General features: G+C 39.6%; 18 protein-coding genes. 11 read left to right on the plus strand and 7 right to left on the minus strand.

Features of this window, described 5'->3' with window-relative positions:
- The 6 genes from BQ2683_RS09750 to BQ2683_RS09775 all read left to right on the plus strand — a co-directional run bounded on the left by BQ2683_RS09750 (position 1) and on the right by BQ2683_RS09775 (position 5,503).
- Positions 1-993 carry a sensor histidine kinase gene (locus BQ2683_RS09750; protein WP_069988835.1) on the plus strand — a complete coding sequence of 331 codons (993 nt, stop codon included), beginning with the start codon at positions 1-3 and terminating at the stop codon, positions 991-993.
- A gap of 238 nt (positions 994-1,231) precedes the next feature.
- Complete coding sequence (locus BQ2683_RS09755) at positions 1,232-1,993, plus strand: ABC transporter ATP-binding protein (protein WP_069988837.1); 762 nt, start codon at positions 1,232-1,234, stop codon at positions 1,991-1,993.
- Positions 1,993-4,032, plus strand: coding sequence for an FtsX-like permease family protein (locus BQ2683_RS09760; protein WP_069988839.1), 2,040 nt, complete (start codon positions 1,993-1,995; stop codon positions 4,030-4,032). Before BQ2683_RS09755 ends, BQ2683_RS09760 begins: the two co-directional genes overlap by 1 nt.
- Positions 4,029-4,511, plus strand: coding sequence for a hypothetical protein (locus tag BQ2683_RS09765; protein WP_069988841.1), 483 nt, complete (start codon positions 4,029-4,031; stop codon positions 4,509-4,511). Before BQ2683_RS09760 ends, BQ2683_RS09765 begins: the two co-directional genes overlap by 4 nt.
- A 32-nt stretch (positions 4,512-4,543) precedes the next feature.
- The gene (locus BQ2683_RS09770) at positions 4,544-4,753 is read left to right on the plus strand and encodes a hypothetical protein (RefSeq protein ID WP_069988843.1); all 210 of its coding nucleotides are present in this window, start codon (positions 4,544-4,546) and stop codon (positions 4,751-4,753) included.
- Between the two features lie 36 nt (positions 4,754-4,789).
- Positions 4,790-5,503: a transglycosylase domain-containing protein gene (locus BQ2683_RS09775; protein ID WP_069988845.1), complete on the plus strand. Its 714-nt coding sequence runs from the start codon at positions 4,790-4,792 to the stop codon at positions 5,501-5,503.
- 644 nt (positions 5,504-6,147) lie between these two features.
- On the opposite strand, the gene BQ2683_RS09780 is transcribed toward BQ2683_RS09775, so the two are convergent.
- Positions 6,148-6,615: a VOC family protein gene (locus BQ2683_RS09780; protein WP_069988846.1), complete on the minus strand. Its 468-nt coding sequence runs from the start codon at positions 6,613-6,615 to the stop codon at positions 6,148-6,150.
- A 187-nt stretch (positions 6,616-6,802) separates the two neighbouring features.
- On the opposite strand from BQ2683_RS09780, the gene BQ2683_RS09785 reads away from it, so the two are divergent.
- The 5 genes from BQ2683_RS09785 to BQ2683_RS09805 all read left to right on the plus strand — a co-directional run bounded on the left by BQ2683_RS09785 (position 6,803) and on the right by BQ2683_RS09805 (position 11,322).
- Entirely contained in the window at positions 6,803-7,546 is a 744-nt protein-coding gene (locus tag BQ2683_RS09785) for a TIR domain-containing protein (RefSeq protein ID WP_069988849.1), read from the plus strand.
- 321 nt (positions 7,547-7,867) lie between these two features.
- Positions 7,868-8,662 carry a DUF4253 domain-containing protein gene (locus BQ2683_RS09790; protein WP_069988851.1) on the plus strand — a complete coding sequence of 265 codons (795 nt, stop codon included), beginning with the start codon at positions 7,868-7,870 and terminating at the stop codon, positions 8,660-8,662.
- 331 nt (positions 8,663-8,993) lie between these two features.
- Positions 8,994-9,797, plus strand: coding sequence for a MerR family transcriptional regulator (locus BQ2683_RS09795; protein WP_069988852.1), 804 nt, complete (start codon positions 8,994-8,996; stop codon positions 9,795-9,797).
- The gene (locus BQ2683_RS09800; RefSeq protein ID WP_069988854.1) at positions 9,794-10,609 is read left to right on the plus strand and encodes an ABC transporter ATP-binding protein; all 816 of its coding nucleotides are present in this window, start codon (positions 9,794-9,796) and stop codon (positions 10,607-10,609) included. The genes BQ2683_RS09795 and BQ2683_RS09800 overlap by 4 nt, the downstream gene beginning before the upstream one ends.
- Complete coding sequence (locus tag BQ2683_RS09805; RefSeq protein WP_069988856.1) at positions 10,606-11,322, plus strand: ABC transporter permease; 717 nt, start codon at positions 10,606-10,608, stop codon at positions 11,320-11,322. Before BQ2683_RS09800 ends, BQ2683_RS09805 begins: the two co-directional genes overlap by 4 nt.
- 540 nt (positions 11,323-11,862) lie before the next feature.
- Here the strand turns inward: BQ2683_RS09805 and BQ2683_RS09810 are convergent.
- The 6 genes from BQ2683_RS09810 to BQ2683_RS09835 form a co-directional block, all read right to left on the minus strand.
- Entirely contained in the window at positions 11,863-12,282 is a 420-nt protein-coding gene (locus tag BQ2683_RS09810; RefSeq protein WP_069988858.1) for a YbaN family protein, read from the minus strand.
- A 3-nt stretch (positions 12,283-12,285) separates the two neighbouring features.
- On the minus strand, positions 12,286-12,621 hold the full coding sequence (locus BQ2683_RS09815; protein WP_069988860.1) for a nitrous oxide-stimulated promoter family protein: 336 nt from the start codon (positions 12,619-12,621) through the stop codon (positions 12,286-12,288).
- A complete protein-coding gene (cydC, locus tag BQ2683_RS09820) occupies positions 12,621-14,279 on the minus strand; it encodes a thiol reductant ABC exporter subunit CydC (protein ID WP_069988862.1) in 1,659 nt (552 codons plus the stop codon). Before cydC ends, BQ2683_RS09815 begins: the two co-directional genes overlap by 1 nt.
- Positions 14,276-16,015: an ATP-binding cassette domain-containing protein gene (locus tag BQ2683_RS09825; RefSeq protein WP_069989519.1), complete on the minus strand. Its 1,740-nt coding sequence runs from the start codon at positions 16,013-16,015 to the stop codon at positions 14,276-14,278. The genes cydC and BQ2683_RS09825 overlap by 4 nt, the downstream gene beginning before the upstream one ends.
- A 208-nt stretch (positions 16,016-16,223) precedes the next feature.
- Positions 16,224-16,649 carry a flavodoxin gene (locus tag BQ2683_RS09830; protein ID WP_069988864.1) on the minus strand — a complete coding sequence of 142 codons (426 nt, stop codon included), beginning with the start codon at positions 16,647-16,649 and terminating at the stop codon, positions 16,224-16,226.
- 33 nt (positions 16,650-16,682) lie between these two features.
- Positions 16,683-17,234, minus strand: a complete 552-nt coding sequence (locus BQ2683_RS09835) for a DUF3793 family protein (RefSeq protein WP_069988866.1) — start codon at positions 17,232-17,234, stop codon at positions 16,683-16,685.
- Position 17,235 lies beyond the last annotated feature (1 nt).

Consider the following 17,235-nt stretch of genomic DNA (forward strand, 5'->3'; position numbering starts at 1 on the left):
ATGAAATTGCTACTCCAATATTTTAACTACCACAAAAAGTCAATTGTAGTATTCATCAGCTTTGGCGTCATTTTCGCAGTTGTGTTTTTCCTTTACCGCCTGCCTGTATCCGCCGTGGGCTATGGTGTGGCAGTTTGCGCCTTTGTGGGGATGATTGCGATGATACTGGATTTCCAGCGGTTTTATCGGAAACATCATCAGCTAAAAAAGGTATGTGAACAGATTAATGTTACCAAAGAACATCTTCCTTCAACCAAACAATTATTGGAACAGGATTATCAAGAAATCATCTATACCCTTTACCAGCAAAGGCAGGAACTGTCGGATCAGATGAACAACAAATATACAGATCTGGTGGAATACTATACCATATGGGCACACCAAATCAAAACGCCGATTGCTTCCATGAGACTGAACCTGCAAAGCCAGGATACCGACCTGAGTAGGGAATTATCGGATGATTTAATTCGGATTGAACAATATGTGGAGATGGTATTGTGCTATCTCCGCCTAGATTCCAGTTCTACTGATTATGTCATACGAGAATACGATTTGGATCAGATGGTAAAACAGGCTGTCAGAAAATTTGCCACCCAGTTTATCCGGAAAAAGATTACCCTGCGGTACAATGCTTTGGGCTGTAACGTGTTGACGGATGAAAAATGGCTGTTGTTTGTGATAGAACAGTTATTATCCAACGCTTTAAAATACACCAAATCAGGAGGTCAAATCACGATAGAACTGGAACAGCCCAAAATATTATGTATCCGAGATACTGGTATTGGCATCGCCCCGGAAGACCTGCCCCGGGTATTTGAAAAAGGGTATACCGGCTACAATGGCAGGAGTGACAAAAAAGCTAGCGGTATTGGGCTATACCTCTGCCGGCGTATCTGTGAAAATTTAGGGCATCGGATTGAGCTTTCTTCTGATTTAGATAGTGGAACGGTAGTACGGATTCATCTGAATAGTGCCAATTTAGAAGTAGAATGACACAGATATGAATCACATAAAAGGCCTGTAAATATGCTTTATTACGATAAATAAGAAATAGCTTTTCTTGTGTAATGTTATTGTTTTAACTCCAATGTTTGTGTCAAATAAGAAATCATAATCTTACAAATTTGTAAGGTGAGAACAGGGAAATGTAAGCTGATTCGATGGCAGTACATTTCCCTGTTCGGTTATAATAGGGTTGTAAAGTTCATATACGAGATGGAGGTTCATGATTATGCCAATATTAGAAGTAAATAATCTGAAAAAAATCTATACAACACGTTTTGGAGGAAATCAAGTTCAAGCTCTCCGGAGTGTAAATTTCAGTGTTGAAAAAGGGGAATATGTTGCTATCATGGGAGAGTCCGGTTCTGGTAAAACCACCCTTTTAAATATTTTAGCAGCCCTAGATAAGCCAACTGGAGGAAGTGTTCTATTGGATGGAAAGGATTTATCCAAAATTAAAGATTCCGAAATTGCTAACTTTCGCCGGGATAACCTGGGGTTTGTATTCCAGGATTTTAATCTTCTAGATACTTTTTCCCTTCAAGATAATATCTTTTTACCATTAGTACTTGCGGGGAAAAATTTTCAGGAAATGAAGCAGAAACTCACTCCTATTGCGGAAAAGCTGGGAATTACACCGTTATTATCCAAATATCCATACGAAGTTTCTGGTGGTCAAAAACAGCGTGCAGCAGTTGCTAGGGCGTTGATTACCAATCCAAGGCTCATTCTTGCCGATGAACCAACCGGCGCTTTGGATTCCAAATCCACTGATGAATTGTTGGAGCTATTCTCCAATATTAACAGGGATGGTCAAACCATTCTGATGGTAACCCACTCGGTCAAAGCGGCGAGCCATGCCCAAAGGGTATTATTTATCAAGGACGGAGAAGTTTTCCATCAAATTTACCGTGGAAATAGTACCGACCAACAGCTATACCAAAAAATTTCGGATACCTTAACACTTTTGGCAACAGGCGGTGATCAATAATGAAATTAGGATTTTACCCCAAACTTGCCTTTACCGGCATTGCAAAAAATAAAAAGACCTATCTTCCTTACATTTTAACCTGTATTGGAATGGTTATGATGTTTTACATTATCCTATTTTTAACATCCAGCCAGGTATTGTACAACATGCGGGGTGGAGATGTCATGCAATCCATCCTTTCAATGGGTTGCGGCGTTATTGGTGTGTTCTCGTTGATTTTTCTGTTTTACACCAACTCTTTTTTAATCCGCCGAAGAAAAAAAGAATTCGGGCTGTATAACATCCTAGGGATGGGGAAAAGGAATTTGGCTCGTATTTTAATATGGGAATCCATTATTATCGCGGTGATTTCCATAATTGGTGGACTGATTTGTGGTATCCTGTTCTCCAAGGTTGGGGAATTGATTATGACCCAAATGTTAGATGGGGACATTAGTTTTTCATTTACCGTCAGTTTTCAATCAATTTGGGTAACACTCATTGTATTTGCTGGAATTTTCTTTTTGATTTTATTAAATTCTCTGCGGCAAATCCATCTCTCTAATCCAATCCAATTATTGCGTAGTGATAATGTAGGAGAAAAACCGCCAAAAGCAAACTGGATAGTTGCTTTTTTAGGAGTTATTCTTTTAGCAGCTGCCTACTATCTGGCTTTGTCTATCCAAGATCCAATTTCTGCGTTGATGTGGTTTTTTGTAGCGGTTATTATGGTAATTATAGCAACCTATCTCCTATTCATTGCAGGTTCTGTTGCGCTGTGCAAGTTATTACAGAAAAATAAACGCTATTATTATAAAACAAACCATTTCGTTTCGGTTTCCTCCATGGTATACCGTATGAAACGGAATGGGGCAGGTTTGGCTTCTATCTGTATTCTGTCCACTATGGTACTAGTGATTATTTCATCCACAGCCTGCCTGTACATTGGAGCGGAAGACAGCCTGCACTCCCGTTATCCTCGGGATATTGTGGTGGAAACTACCACAATGGAGGGGCATTACATTGACGATATTCACAACACAATTGGCCAAGTATTACAACAAAATAACCAAGAGGAACAAGATCAGTTACATTATCAGTATTTATCTGTAGGTGGCTTTTTCCAGGAGGATCAGGTGATTTTTGACCAAAGCAAAATAGATACCATGCAATTAATGTCCTCTATTGAAAATGTACGCCAAATTTATGTGGTTCCAATTGATGACTATAACAGGCTTATGGGAACCAATGAAATATTAAGGGAAAATGAAGCACTTTTGTTTGCAACAAAATCAGATTATCCCTATGATACCATTTCTCTTGAAAACTTTGGCACCGTAACAATCAAGCAAACAGTGCCAGAATTTGTAGGAAATGGGGACGATGCGATGATGATAACATCTTCTATTTACTTGTTTGTACCAAAAGATACGATGATTGGCATTTATAATGCACAATATTCCATTTATGGAGATGAAATAGCTTCTGCTTGCAAAGACTACTACGGTTTTAATCTGGATTGTGATGACCATACCCAGATAGAAATTCAAAACCAAATTGATCGGAAAATTGCTCAAATGCAGCAGGAAGATAACCAGTTTCCAAAAGTTATTTCAGAAGGCATTGCTGCGGAACGGTCAGGATTTTACGCCTTGTATGGTGGAATGTTTTTCTTAGGAGTCCTTCTGGGGATTGTATTTATCCTTGGTGCTGTTTTAATCATGTACTACAAACAGGTGACAGAAGGTTACGAAGACCAAGGCAGGTTTGAAATCTTACAAAAGGTCGGTATGACCAAAAAAGAAATCAAAAAAAGTATTAATTCTCAGGTATTGACTGTATTTTTCTTGCCTTTGATCGCAGCTGGAGTGCATACGGCGTTTGCGTTCCCACTAATTAAGAAAATGCTGGTTTTGTTTAGCTTAACAAATACTGGTTTATTGATTGGCATTACCATCGGAAGTTATTTATTGTTTGCTTTGTTCTACATTATTGTATATTTGGTAACTTCAAAATCTTATTACAGCATTGTAAGTAACAGGAAGAAGGAAGCGGCATGAAACGGCTGGTATTAATTATCCTTAGTCTCCTGATTTCGGTCAGCCTGTGTGGATGTGTATTCCACACAGAGGACCGTGAACGGATCAAGGATACGGTATTAAACAATTTTAATAATTTTATCTCAGATATTGGCAGGCACCAACTTACTAGGGATCGAGATTTAATCGGGGAACGGAACAGACGGGACGATTATACTGGAAAATATACTGCCCTATGTGACCATCAAACCGGCAAAGATGTAGTTTTTGGCGGGACCTCCATCCAAAGTCGTACAGTATCGGTATCAGGTAACATCCAACCAATGGCTGGCACTGCACAAATCAGGATACGGATGGGGACAGAGGTCACAATCCTAACGCCAGAAGCGGATGGAAGTTTCCATACCACTTTCAGTTTTACTGGCGGAGGGAATTACATCATGGTAGATTATGAGGATTTTAGTGGTTCAATAGAACTAAATGTGGAGTACCAAACCTAAGGATTGTGTAAAATTGGAAGGAGGCTGCTGGTATGCAAACAGCAAACCATATTATTAGAAAGAATAATCAATATTTTCATCGTTTCGGTATAAAATCAAAAAAATGTCTACAAACTGTTACTGTATGGTTTTCCCTAGCAGTCATTGCTGTAATAGCCATTCCAATTGCGGTTTTATTATTTCTAGTAGTATCCATTTGGATGTTAGCGGATTTCATTCTACGGCATCTGCAACGGGAGTAATTGAAGATTTTAAATGGGAGGAGTGCTTTATCCCTGATGAAAAAATTAATAAAATGGATTCTTGGAATTGGGTCGATCTTTCTTTGTATTGTGTTGGCGATAGGGATTATTTATGGTGCAAAAGGATATTTTTTGTATCAAGGGGTAATCAAAGATAATCCTTTATCTCAGCTTGTAGAGGGGATTGAATCCAAACAGCATTACACTCCCTATGAGGAACTTCCAGAATTTTATATCCATGCGGTTGTTGCGGTGGAAGACCATCGGTTCCAACAACACCATGGTGTGGATCCAATTGCGATTTGCAGAGCAGCTTGGAATGATATAAAAACCCTGTCTTTTGCGGAAGGGGGAAGTACCATCACCCAGCAACTAGCAAAAAATCTGTATTTTACCCAGGAAAAAAAGTTAGAGCGAAAATTTGCTGAGATTTTTGTAGCGTTTGATTTGGAAAGGAACTATACCAAAAAAGAAATACTATCGCTATATGTTAATACCATTTATTTTGGAAACGGCTGTTACGGAATTTATGACGCTGCCCAAAAGTATTTTGGAAAATCACCAAAAGAACTAACCCCCTATGAATCAGCTATGCTGGCAGGTATCCCCAATGCGCCTTCCGCATATTCTCCAAGTGATAATCCAGAACTAGCAGAGCAGCGATTACGTCAGGTTCTAAAGCGAATGGAAGCTTGTGGAGTTATTACCAAAACAGAAATAACCAATATTTTAGAAGAAAGCCCTCATTAATTTAACACAGGTCTCCTCTTTCACAATAGGGGAGACCTGTGTTTTACACAATATTTTGATAAAACATAGTGTGTGCAAGAGGTTCGAGGAATAAAACTATTTGAAATAGATAACTTTTAGAATAAGAGATGTTTTTATTCCATATTTAGAAAATAATAAGCGGTTTATATCTTGTAAAGTTACTTACTTTACAAGATATAAAGATATTTTCAAGACAAATATCTTTAAAAATTAAGAAAATATCATATTTTCTTTATAGCAAGTAAAGTAATTTACTTTACATATATAAAAAATATTTTTAAGAAATTTATTGTAAACACAAAACACTTTACGGCCTATACAGCAAATAAAAACTATAAAAAATTTAAATATTGTAATTTTTGGTAAGGAAAACATTTGTTTTGACTGCCTTTTTATTACAACAATATATCTTTTTGAGGGTTCGTTTCTTGAATACATAAAACCGTTTGATAGAACAATTTATGGAAAACACAATTGGCAAAAACAGTTTGCATTATCACATTATGATAGTGACATTTCGTATTCTTAATAAAATGGACACTACTAAATACAAAAAAATCGTATCCTATTGAGGATACGATTTTTTTGTTTCACATTCACTTTTTATTAAAAAGAGGATTTTCTTAATAGCAATAGGATTTTATATATTGCTCAGGGACATCCATCCGTTTTGCCACCTGTTCTATGGTCAATCCCTGACTTAAAAACCGTTGGCAAACTATTTTCATGTTTTCACCAACTTCAATTATATTCATATCTGGGTCATAAAAGCGGACAACCCGTTGTCCCCATGGATGCTCTTTTACTGGATGGACGTATTGGATTTCTGGCAAATCCTCTAACATTTCAATAAATTGGTCAAAATTATCTTCCTCAAAATAGAGTTCTGTATTTTTTCCTCCAAAATATAATTCCTCTTCTGGATGCTCGATTATTTCCAGCCAACTCTTTTTCGTTTGCAGGCATATGCCTCCTGTCAATGTAACATTTTGGCCGAAATTAACAGTAACGTGCAACCCCAATACTTTTGAATAAAAGGATTTTGATTGTTCCAGGTTGGATACTACCAAAAGCGGATTTCTAAATTTCATACTGGTCCTCCTCTAATAGATTCTAATTATTTATTATAATCATGTAAGAAAGTTTTGTCCATGCTCTGAATTTACAAAAAATTACCATTTTTTCTGTGAACTCTGTAAGATGATAAAATGGATTCGACAAATTTACGTTTTTTGATTATAATAGAATTTGGAAACAGTGGATTGAGGAGTGGTAATTATGAATAATAAAGATAAATTGGAACATTTATATCAGGAAATTGATGAATTAATTGAAAAAAATGTCACATTCCAACATCCGGCTTTTAATGCCTGGCACAGTAAAGTATTAAATTTCCTTTCAAAACAATATGGTGAATTTAGCTCAGAGTACACCCAGTTCCATAAACGAAATTTCACCCCAAAATCTTGGGATTTTTCCAGTGCTTCTGCGGATTGTATAGAAGGATTGGAACAAACAAAAATTGAATTTGAAAATTACCTTCAAAAATTAGGGGGGACAATAGCGGAAAAACCTGCCCATGTAGAACCAAAACAATTCAGCAATAAAGTATTTTTGCTTCATGGTCGTAATAGCCAGTTTAAAGATGTAGTAATCAAATTGTTGGAGAAACAAAATATACAACCAATTATGTTAACCCAAGGGTATACCATGATGGAACAGGTACAGGCAAACCAGGATATTATCGCAAGCATTGTCTTGTTTTCCGAAGATGATACTGGAAAACCAAATGAGGAAAAAGAATTTCACTCTCGTGCAGGGCAATCTGTTCTATTTGGGGCGGGGTATTTAACTGGAAAGCTTGGAAAAGATAAAACTTTGTTATTATCCAGTGGCTTATTGGAACTTCCGCCTGATTTACAAGACATTGTGAATACTAATACGGGAAACTGGCAATTGGATGTACTAAAACAATTAAAAAAAATTGGTTTTTCAATTGATTTAAATAAACTGTTTGAATAGTATCATTCTAAAAAACTTGCATTAGCCATTTTTCGTATTTTATGTGAACATACTGCCCGAAAACAAATAATTTATTTATCATATATTGTAAAAAGTGATAACTTATGGTATAATATAGAAATAGGTCATGTGGGAAATTGATTTTTAAGGAAAAAAGGAGCCTATAAAAGTTTGTTTCCTGCTTTTTTAAAACCTATCCTTATGGATTGTTGGGCATACCGGAAGGATAGGCTTTTTAATTTTATAGCAATTTTATTTGGATTCCCCCTATAAGCGGATTCCTACCAGAGCGTTAGCAGCCTGGATCAAGGAGGAACATCAATGAATACAAACCCAAAAAAAGATTTACTAAGTACAGAAATGTCCGATTATTTCAATTGTCCTTGCCAGCTTTTTCAGCCAATGTTAGATGATGACCCATTAATGGAAACGTTTTATAAAGCGTCTGTAGAAGGAAAACAGCAGGGATTTACCCCAATGTTAGTTACCTCAGAAGATGATCTTTTATGGGAAAATCTTTTTATGAATTCAGATCCAGAAAATAAACGGATCTCAGCTCGATTTCATCCAGGAAGGGTAGCAGCTTACCGGAAACGAATTTTGAGTTCTCCATTGCCCGATGGAAAACAGCTACTGGATTATCTATTGAAAATAAGAAAAGAAGAAACCGAACAGCATGGATTGGATTGGGATGCTAAAATTAAAGGCCCAATGATTGGTGGAGATGCTATTAGCGTATTTTATGGATACTGGGATTTTAACACCAAAATGACAGTTCCAGTTACCTTGGCAAAAATTCCAGTAAAAAATCCTTGGGAAGTGTTTGCCTGGATTCCTTTTGGAGGTTGGAATGATTGCCCATCTCCATTGAAGATGATTGCAATTGCTAAATACTGGTATCATGAATATGGGGCAGTTCCAGCAGTAATTACCCACGATGTATTGGAATTTTCTCTTTCGACCCCAGTTCCACGAGAAAAAGCTTTACAGCTTGCTTTAGAGCAATACGCCTTCTGTCCGGACATTATCGACCAATGTCCTGTAGAAGAGGGGAATATCGGCTCTTTAGCGGATAGTTTATCCAAATCTACTACCTGGTATTTCTGGTGGAATTGATGTTTGGTTAGAATTCTTGGAAATCGGCCAGCAAACATTCCTTATCAAACAAAAATCGTAATTACAATCAAATGGTAGCTATGTCAGAATTTTTATATTAGGAAGCGGTAGAGGATTTTTCTCTGCCGCTTTTGTTATAAACCATCACAAAAAAACGATGGCTTCGAGCATGTTTAGTGAAACAAACTATCATTTTTTAGTAAACTCTTAAATCGCTTACCTAAGCTACCTGCAAAAGTGAAGAAAGATTGTTAATATATAATAATTTTTTCAAAAAGGTATTGCTTGTGACGCAACGTAATGATTTATAATCAATATAGGAGGTGGAATAATGATGAAACAATCGAAATCAATACCAGAAGGATATATGACAGTTGGTGAAGTGGCAAAGAAAATGGGGGTTACAGTCCGTACCCTACAATATTACGATAAACAGGGGCTACTTTCTCCATCCGCAGAGAGCGAAGGCGGGCGTAGGCTTTATACCGATAAGGATTTAATTACACTGCATCAGATTTTATCCTTAAAATCATTAGGTTTTTCCCTTGCAGATATCAAACAACAGCTAATCTCTTTGGATACTCCCTCTGATGTCGCGAACGCGCTTAGTAAGCAGGCAGATGATATCCGCCAAAAAATAGAGCAACTATCCGCTTCTTTGGCAGCAATAGAGCAATTACGGACAGAAGTGCTACAAATGCAAACAGTGAATTTCAAAAAATATGCGGATATTATCGTTAACTTGCAAATGAATAACGAGTTTTACTTTTTGATTAAATATTTTGATGATGATATGCTGGACTATATCCGCACACGCTTTGACCAGGAAAGTGGCTTTGCTTTTATAGAGAGGTTTAACCGTATCAGTGATGAAATCATACAGCTCCAAAAAGACAATATCCCACCTGAAAATGAAAAATGCCAGACCCTTACCAAAGTGTATTGGGATTTAATTATGGAGTTTACAGAAGGTGATATGAGTATGCTGCCAAAACTGATAGAATTTGGAAAGTTAAATAATACCACAAATGAATGGGAAGAAAAACAGAAAAAACTAAATGCCTATTTGGAACCAGCTTTGGAAATCTATTTTTCCAGGCTTGGTGTTAATCCATTTGAGGGGGTAGAAACATGATTGATGCCATTCAAGTTCATGGATTAACAAAAAGCTATGGTGAACATATGGTCCTCAAAGGGCTTGATTTTCAAATTGCGCAAGGAGAGGTGTTTTCCCTGCTCGGTGTGAATGGGGCGGGAAAAACTACAGCCCTTGAATGTATGGAGGGATTGAGGAAGTATGACAGTGGAATGGTTATCGTAAATGGAAAAATGGGTATTCAGTTACAGTCATCCTCCCTGCCAGCCCATATCAAACCCATGGAAGCCATCAAACTATTTGCCAGATGGAATAAAGCTAAGGTTGATATCGCTATACTTCAGTCACTGGGAATTCAGGAAATCGAGAAAAAGCAATATATACAGCTATCCACAGGCCAGAAAAGGCGGCTGCACCTGGCCCTTGCCCTGATCAGTAGTCCAGATATTATTTTTCTTGACGAGCCAACAGCAGGACTTGATGTTGAGGGTAGATTATCGCTGCATACTCAAATCCGAAAACTAAAATCGCAGGGAAAAACAATTGTTTTGGCAAGCCATGATATGGCGGAAGTGGAAACACTGTGCGACCGGATCGCGATTTTAAATGATGGAAAGATTGTGTTTTGCGGAACACCTTCAGAACTAACAGACAAAATCGGAAAAAAATACTGGATTCATATCAAAACCCAGCAGGGAAGTAATACATTTGAAACTGATAATATCGAAGACAGCCTGCTCTCCCTATTGGACGAGTTAAAACAAAAAGGGATTGAGGTATTGGATATTAAGGTGGATAGGGGTACCTTGGAACAGCACTTTTTAGAAATGGCAAGGAGGTCGGAGAAATGAAAAATTTTTTGTATAGCGTAGCGTTACAATGGAAACTGGATATCAGAAGTAAATCGTTATTGGTCACCTGTTATCTTGTTCCGCTCCTCTTTTTTCTACTTATGGGTGGCGTTTTTACCTCTATCATGCCGGAAATGAAACATACACTGATACCGGCAATGATTGTAATGGGGGTGTCTATGGGTGCTTTGATCGGATTGCCTCCCTCTTTAGCCGAAACCTATGGCAGTGACATAAAAAAGATGTACAAAGCAAATGGAGTGCCCATATGTTTAGGCTTAGCCACAATGTTTGTCTCCGCATTTCTTCATTTAATGATGTTGTGTATCATCCTATTTTTGTTGGCTCCCATCTTGTTTCAGGCGTCTTTGCCAGTAAACCCTCCGCTGTTTTTCCTTGCGCTTGCCCTCTATATGGCTGTATCACTGAGTATTGGAAGTGTTTTGGGCTTAGTTGTAAAAAGCCAAGCAAAGCTGACGATGGTTTCACAGCTTGTGTTTTTGCCATCCATTCTGCTTTCGGGTATTATGTTTCCGATGGAACTGCTGCCAAAAGCTTTTCAGGTAATTGGAAAACTCTTTCCCGCTACTTGGGGAAACCTCTTAATGCAGGATAATGGATTCCGGTTAGAAAACTTGTGGTACTTGATCCTGCTGTTTTTGGTTGCGGTCATTGTATGCGGAATCCTTTTGAAACAGCAGAAATCAAAATAATTGGAACCGTATGGAAGGTGTACAGATGTATTATTATTTTATACACTTGGATAGGGGAACAATCGATTTTCTCGATACCACAGTATACACCTTCATAAAGCCCTTGTCTTTGAAAAAGCGAAAACAAGGGGAGCCTAGTACCTTAAAAGCCAAACGATGCGGGAACAGGTTGCTTGCATTTTTTTATTCCCGGCGGAATAAAGGAGTCTCGGCAAATCTACCAATTTAGTGGTGGATTGTGGTAAGTACTAGAAGGTTCTTTTACCGGCTTAGCACCTCGCAAGGAGTGCGAAACAATATCATTTCATTACCTCTTAGGTTCCTTCAAATACCGACATGCGAGCGATTTGCCATTGGTTGATGTTCTATATGCTTTTTCCCATAAACCGGGCGTTCTAATGGCAAACCATTCCGAACTTTTTTCTACCCTAAACTAGGGGGTTCACTTAGGCAGACAACAAGAAACCGCCTTGATGATTCAAGGCGGTTTTAAAATTAATGTAGCGAAACCAATCGTCCTATTTCCAGGATGGCACAGTTTTAATCCTCACAAATATCATGATATGGGTGGAACATCTGATGGTTTGGCTGTTCCTGTTTTTTTGTTTTGATTCCAAAGACAAAAATAAAAATGTGGAATACCCATACGCCAACCAAGACAATTCGACCAATTGGTACGTTGCTCATCATGATAAAACCTACACTCATGGTTAGGGTAACAATCACCATAATTTTCATTTTGGTTTTCCAGGTCATTCCTTGCCCTTTACGAAAGCTTTCCAGATTGTTTTTGTACAGTTTTGTGCCCACAAACCAATCGTTTAATTTTTTAGAACTTTTTCCAAAGCAAACCGCCGCCAATAGCAGGAAAGGGAATGCTGGTAACAACGGCAATATTGCCCCAATAAAGCCCAAACCCAAACCGATACATCCTACAGTGATATAAATTATTTTTTTCATACATCACGCTCCATTTTTACGCTTTTCTTTTCTGGTTTCGATGAAATGCCGGATTGCCATAACAGGGTGATGGAATAACATCCTTGGTCCGGAAAACCGCATTACCTGGCGGATTTTCTCCCGCATTTCTGGTTGATAACAATGTACTTTACAGGCAGAACAAAAGGTTTTTGTTTCCATAAAAGGGCATTTATTACTTCGTTCCACGGTATAATCTAACAGATTTTGGCAATTAGAACAAAGCCGCTGGGTGTGATGGTTCTTCCTGCAATACAGCAAGATCATTTCAGAAACCATCCGTTTTTCCTGTTCCCGTTTGGATTGTAAATCTTTTGCCATCAGCTCATCCTCCCGTGTTCCACAGAATACACCTTGTTTGCAATCCCCATGGTGGATTCTCGATGAGATACCAAAACAACGGTTTTATCCTGCCGTTCCTCATGCAATGATTTCAGGATAACCGCTTCGTTTAAGCTATCCAGATTACTGGTGGGTTCGTCCAGCAAAATCAGCGGAGCGTCGTGCAGGAACGCGCGTGCTAAGCCAATCCGCTGTTTTTCACCACCGGATAGGGTATCCCCCAATTCCCCCACATTGGTTTGGTATCCATTTGGCAAGCTCATGATAAATTCATGGATGGAAGCTTTTTTACATGCGGCGACAATCTCTTCCTGGGTAGCATCCAGTTTGGCGATGCGGATATTGTTTTCAATGCTGTCGTGGAACAGGTGGGTTTCCTGGGTTACAAAGCTTTCCATTTCCCGCAGGTTGGTGGTGTTGATCTGGTCTATCTGCTTGCCGGATATAGCGATTTCCCCTTGCTGTACCTTCCAAAACCGCATCATCAATTTTAACAGGGTGGATTTTCCACTGCCACTTTTCCCTACAATGCCGGTTACCTGGTGTTGCGGAATTTGCAAGTTCAGGTTGGACAAAATCATTTCATTCCCATAAGAGAACGTAACCTGTTTTACCTCTGCACCCTGGAAGTTGATTTCTTGTTTTCCAGTAATTTCTTCCACGGCAGGGGATTCATCCAGAATATCCAGTACACGGTTGCCGGCCGCGAAAGTATTTTGTAAGGTACTGCCCAGGTTTGCCAGGGCGACCACCGGACCAAAAGAGGACATCATCGCAACCACTGGAATCAATACCCCGTCAAACGCTATCATTTGGTTGTGGTATAACAGAGCGGCTACCAGTAACATGATCAGGTCAAACACCAAAATAGCCGTGTTGGTAATTGCCATATTCTGGCCAGTACGCCGTTTCATCTTTGCTTCCTCTTTGGAAAGCTGGTCAGTGTGTTGGTTCAGTTGTTCCAGGCGTTGTTCCCCAGTGCTGTATTGAATGCTTTCCTTTAATCCCCGCAGGCTATCCAAAACATAACTGCTCAATTCACCGGATTTGGAACGGAACACCATCCCGCTATCCCCGGTTTTTTTGGAAATAACAATTGGAATTACGGCCCCAATCACAAGATATGCTACCAGAGCGATTAGTCCCAGCAACCAATGGTAGCAGCTAATCCATATGGTCATAATCACTGCCATACAAATGGCGATAGCGATAGGGGAGATGGTGTGGGCGTAAAAGACCTCCAACAGTTCAATATCTGAGGTGATAACCGAAATCAAATTTCCTTTGTCCTTTCCCTCCAGTTTGGCGGGGCAGAGCCTGCGCAATGCTTGAAACACTTTATCCCGGATTAACGCCAATAGTTTAAAGGCAATAAAATGGTTGCACGCTTGCTCTGCATACCGGAGGAACCCACGAACCAACGCAAAAACAATAACACATACCACAGCTGTTTTTAAGGTAATTGGGGTTGACATTTGCAGCACGTCCAACATGGCGTATCCGCCAAATACCGTAATGGAGATAGCTGCCAGGAATCCGATTACCCCCATGACAATTGCCAGTATCATAAATCCGATTAAAGGTTTTACCAGGCCTACCAAACGGCCCATAATTTGAAAGTTGCTTCTTTTTTTCATCGGGTTTCACCGCCTTTTTGATAATGTTCCAGGTTTTGCTGGCATTCCCATAGATGGGCATATACATTTTGTTTTTCCAATAACTGCTGATGGGTTCCGCTCTCTACCAGGTTGCCTTTTTCCAATACATAAATACAATCAGAAGCAACCACATTGGCAAGGCGGTGGGAAATTAAAAGGACGGTTTTTGTTTTTGCCAGTTGGTGGATTTGCTCCATAATATCGTTTTCGCTCTCCACATCAATATTTGAGGTTGCCTCGTCAAAAATGTAAATCGGGGTATCATGCAGTAAGGCGCGTGCCAAAGCCAGGCGTTGACACTGCCCGCCGGAAAGGTTGCTGGCTTTTTCCTGCAATAGGGTATCCAATCCGTTTTCCTGCCGGAGGAAATCCGCCAGATTGGTTTGTTCTAATACTGCCCAAAGTTGTTGATCGGTAGCGTTTGGATTCCCCATCAGCAGGTTATCCCTTACCGTCCCTTTTAACAAATAACTGTTATGGCTGATATAAGTAATCGTCCGTATCAGGCTGGACTCCGCAATTTGGGATAATTCGATCCCCCCAATGGTGATACTTCCTGTGTAGCCCTGGTTTCGTCCCATGAGCAGGGAAGCAATGGTAGATTTCCCGCAGCCGCTTTCCCCAACCAAGGAAATAAATCTCCCCATTGGAAATTCCATATGGACGCCGTGAAGGATTTCCCGTCCTTCATTGTAGGAAAAACGCAAATCCTTACATTGAATAGCATAGTGATCAGAAGACACTGTAGCTGTTTTCGGCTCTGGGTCAGGTAAATCCAGCAAACGGAAGATTTTATCACTGGCAGCCATCCCGTTCATCGCAATGTGGAAGAACGAACCCAGCTGGCGCATGGGTAGGAAGAAATCAGCGGACAGCAGGATAATCGCGAAACATCCCATAAAGGAAATGGCATCCGCCTGGAATTCGTTTACCGAGATAATCACCCCTAAAGCAGCACCGCCATAAGCCACCAGATCCATAATGGTAATAGAATTGAGCTGCATAGTCAGCACTTTCATGGTGATTTTACGGAATTTTTCCGCCTCCCGGTTCATTTCCTGGTTTTTGAAGTCATCAGATTGGTAAATTTTCAGGGTAGTCAGCCCCTGCAGGTTTTCCAGGAAAGTATCCCCTAAAGCGGTATACTGCCCCCAATATTTCGACAAAAGCTTCTTGGCGAAGGTTTGCACCGCCGCAATGGCAACTGGGATAAGTGGTACACAGATCAGCAGGACGATTGCAGCTTTCAAGCTGATCACGCTCAATACAGCAAACAGGGTAACAGGCGCAAGCATGCTGTAAAAGAACTGGGGTAGGTAAGCTCCAAAATAGGTTTCCAATTGGTCTACCCCTTCTACTGACATCTGCACTACCTCAGAAGTAGAAATCTTATCCGTATAAGACCCTCCCAATTTTAGCAGTTTTTGGTAAATTTTTTGCCGCAGGATCTTTTTTACCGATTTGGAAGAAAAATAGCTCATTTTAGCTGCCCCAGTAGTACAGACAAACCGGATTAGGATTGACACAAGTATAATGGCTGTTGTGGCGATTATAGTGGTGGCACCCAGGGTTTGTGTCAACAATTTTTGCAATAGTTGGCTAATCGCAAAAATCATACTGATGTTGGCAAGCAGGCTGCACCATTGCAACACCACGTTGGCAGCGATGTATTTTTTGCTTTCGCTGACAGTGCCAATCAACCGTTTGTTAATCATCATAATTTGAAATACTCCTCTATACTAAACTAATATTCTGAAAAAATAGTACACACCAAATAGGGGATAAAGCCAAGGGTTTATAGAAACAGCAGTATCAGGACGCAGAAAAACACTACATCCTGATAACAACTGATATGATTTCAACTTTTTCTAAATGGTGAAATACGGTACCTGTACAATGTGTAGTTATACATGTTACAACAAATTAATTCGCTAAGGCTTTACCCAGCGCCTGGCATGCTGCTTCTCCATCACTGTCAGGGGATTCATTGCAAATAACGCTTTCACAAACCAGGTTCGCGCCGTCTCCTTTACAGGTTTGTTCCCAAGTACGCATCCATTCGCCGTCACCCCAGCCATAGGAACCAAACAAAGCGATTTTTTTACCGTTCAATTTTGGTTCGCAGGTGGTGAACATCGGCTGGAACTCACTGTCCTCCAGTTCTTCTGCTCCCATGGAAGGGCACCCAAATGCTATAGCGTCGTATTGATCCATCATATCTGCGTCAAATTCGGATGCGGTAAACAAGGTAGCCTCCGCACCTGCTTCGATAGCACCAGCTAAAACTTGGTTTGCCATCGCTTCAGTATTTCCTGTACCGCTCCAGTATACAACTGCAACTTTACTCATAAATATTAACCTCATTTCTTAAAAAATAGTATATCAAGCAGCCACAGTCAGCTGCAAAATACTTCGTCCATTGTTGTATAGCCGCCAATACACATCCCTGCATTTTTTGAATTTGGCGAATGTCTGTTTTGCTTCACATTCATTGCAGTAAACCTTCCAGCAACCAACACACTTGCAGTTTTTTCCTTCATTTTCAATAAATCCAACCACATCCCACAATGGATACCCCAGAAACAAGCCAATTTCATGAGGAAATTCATCCATCTCACAAAAACGACCCTGTAACTGTTGGATAGCGCTATCAAGGTCAGTTTCCATATATCCACAGCTTTTTAAAAAGCAGCGAACACCCGGCTTGTTCAAATCCTGTTTTAATTTAGATTTGCGGAACACATAAACCAACGCATGGTGCTCTTTTTTTCGTAACACTACAATAAAAATTCCTTTTTGATTGAGTTTGTAGTTCCAGCAATTTAGTTGTTGTTCTAACTCCAAATCAGAAGAAAATGAAAAGTTAAACAGACTGGCTGTTTTTAAGGAAGCCAGAGTAGGGGAACATAGTTCTACCAAATATTTTTCAAACATG

Origin of the sequence: Massilioclostridium coli, assembly GCF_900095865.1 — a bacterium.
GTDB lineage: Bacteria > Bacillota > Clostridia > Oscillospirales > Ruminococcaceae > Massilioclostridium > Massilioclostridium facile.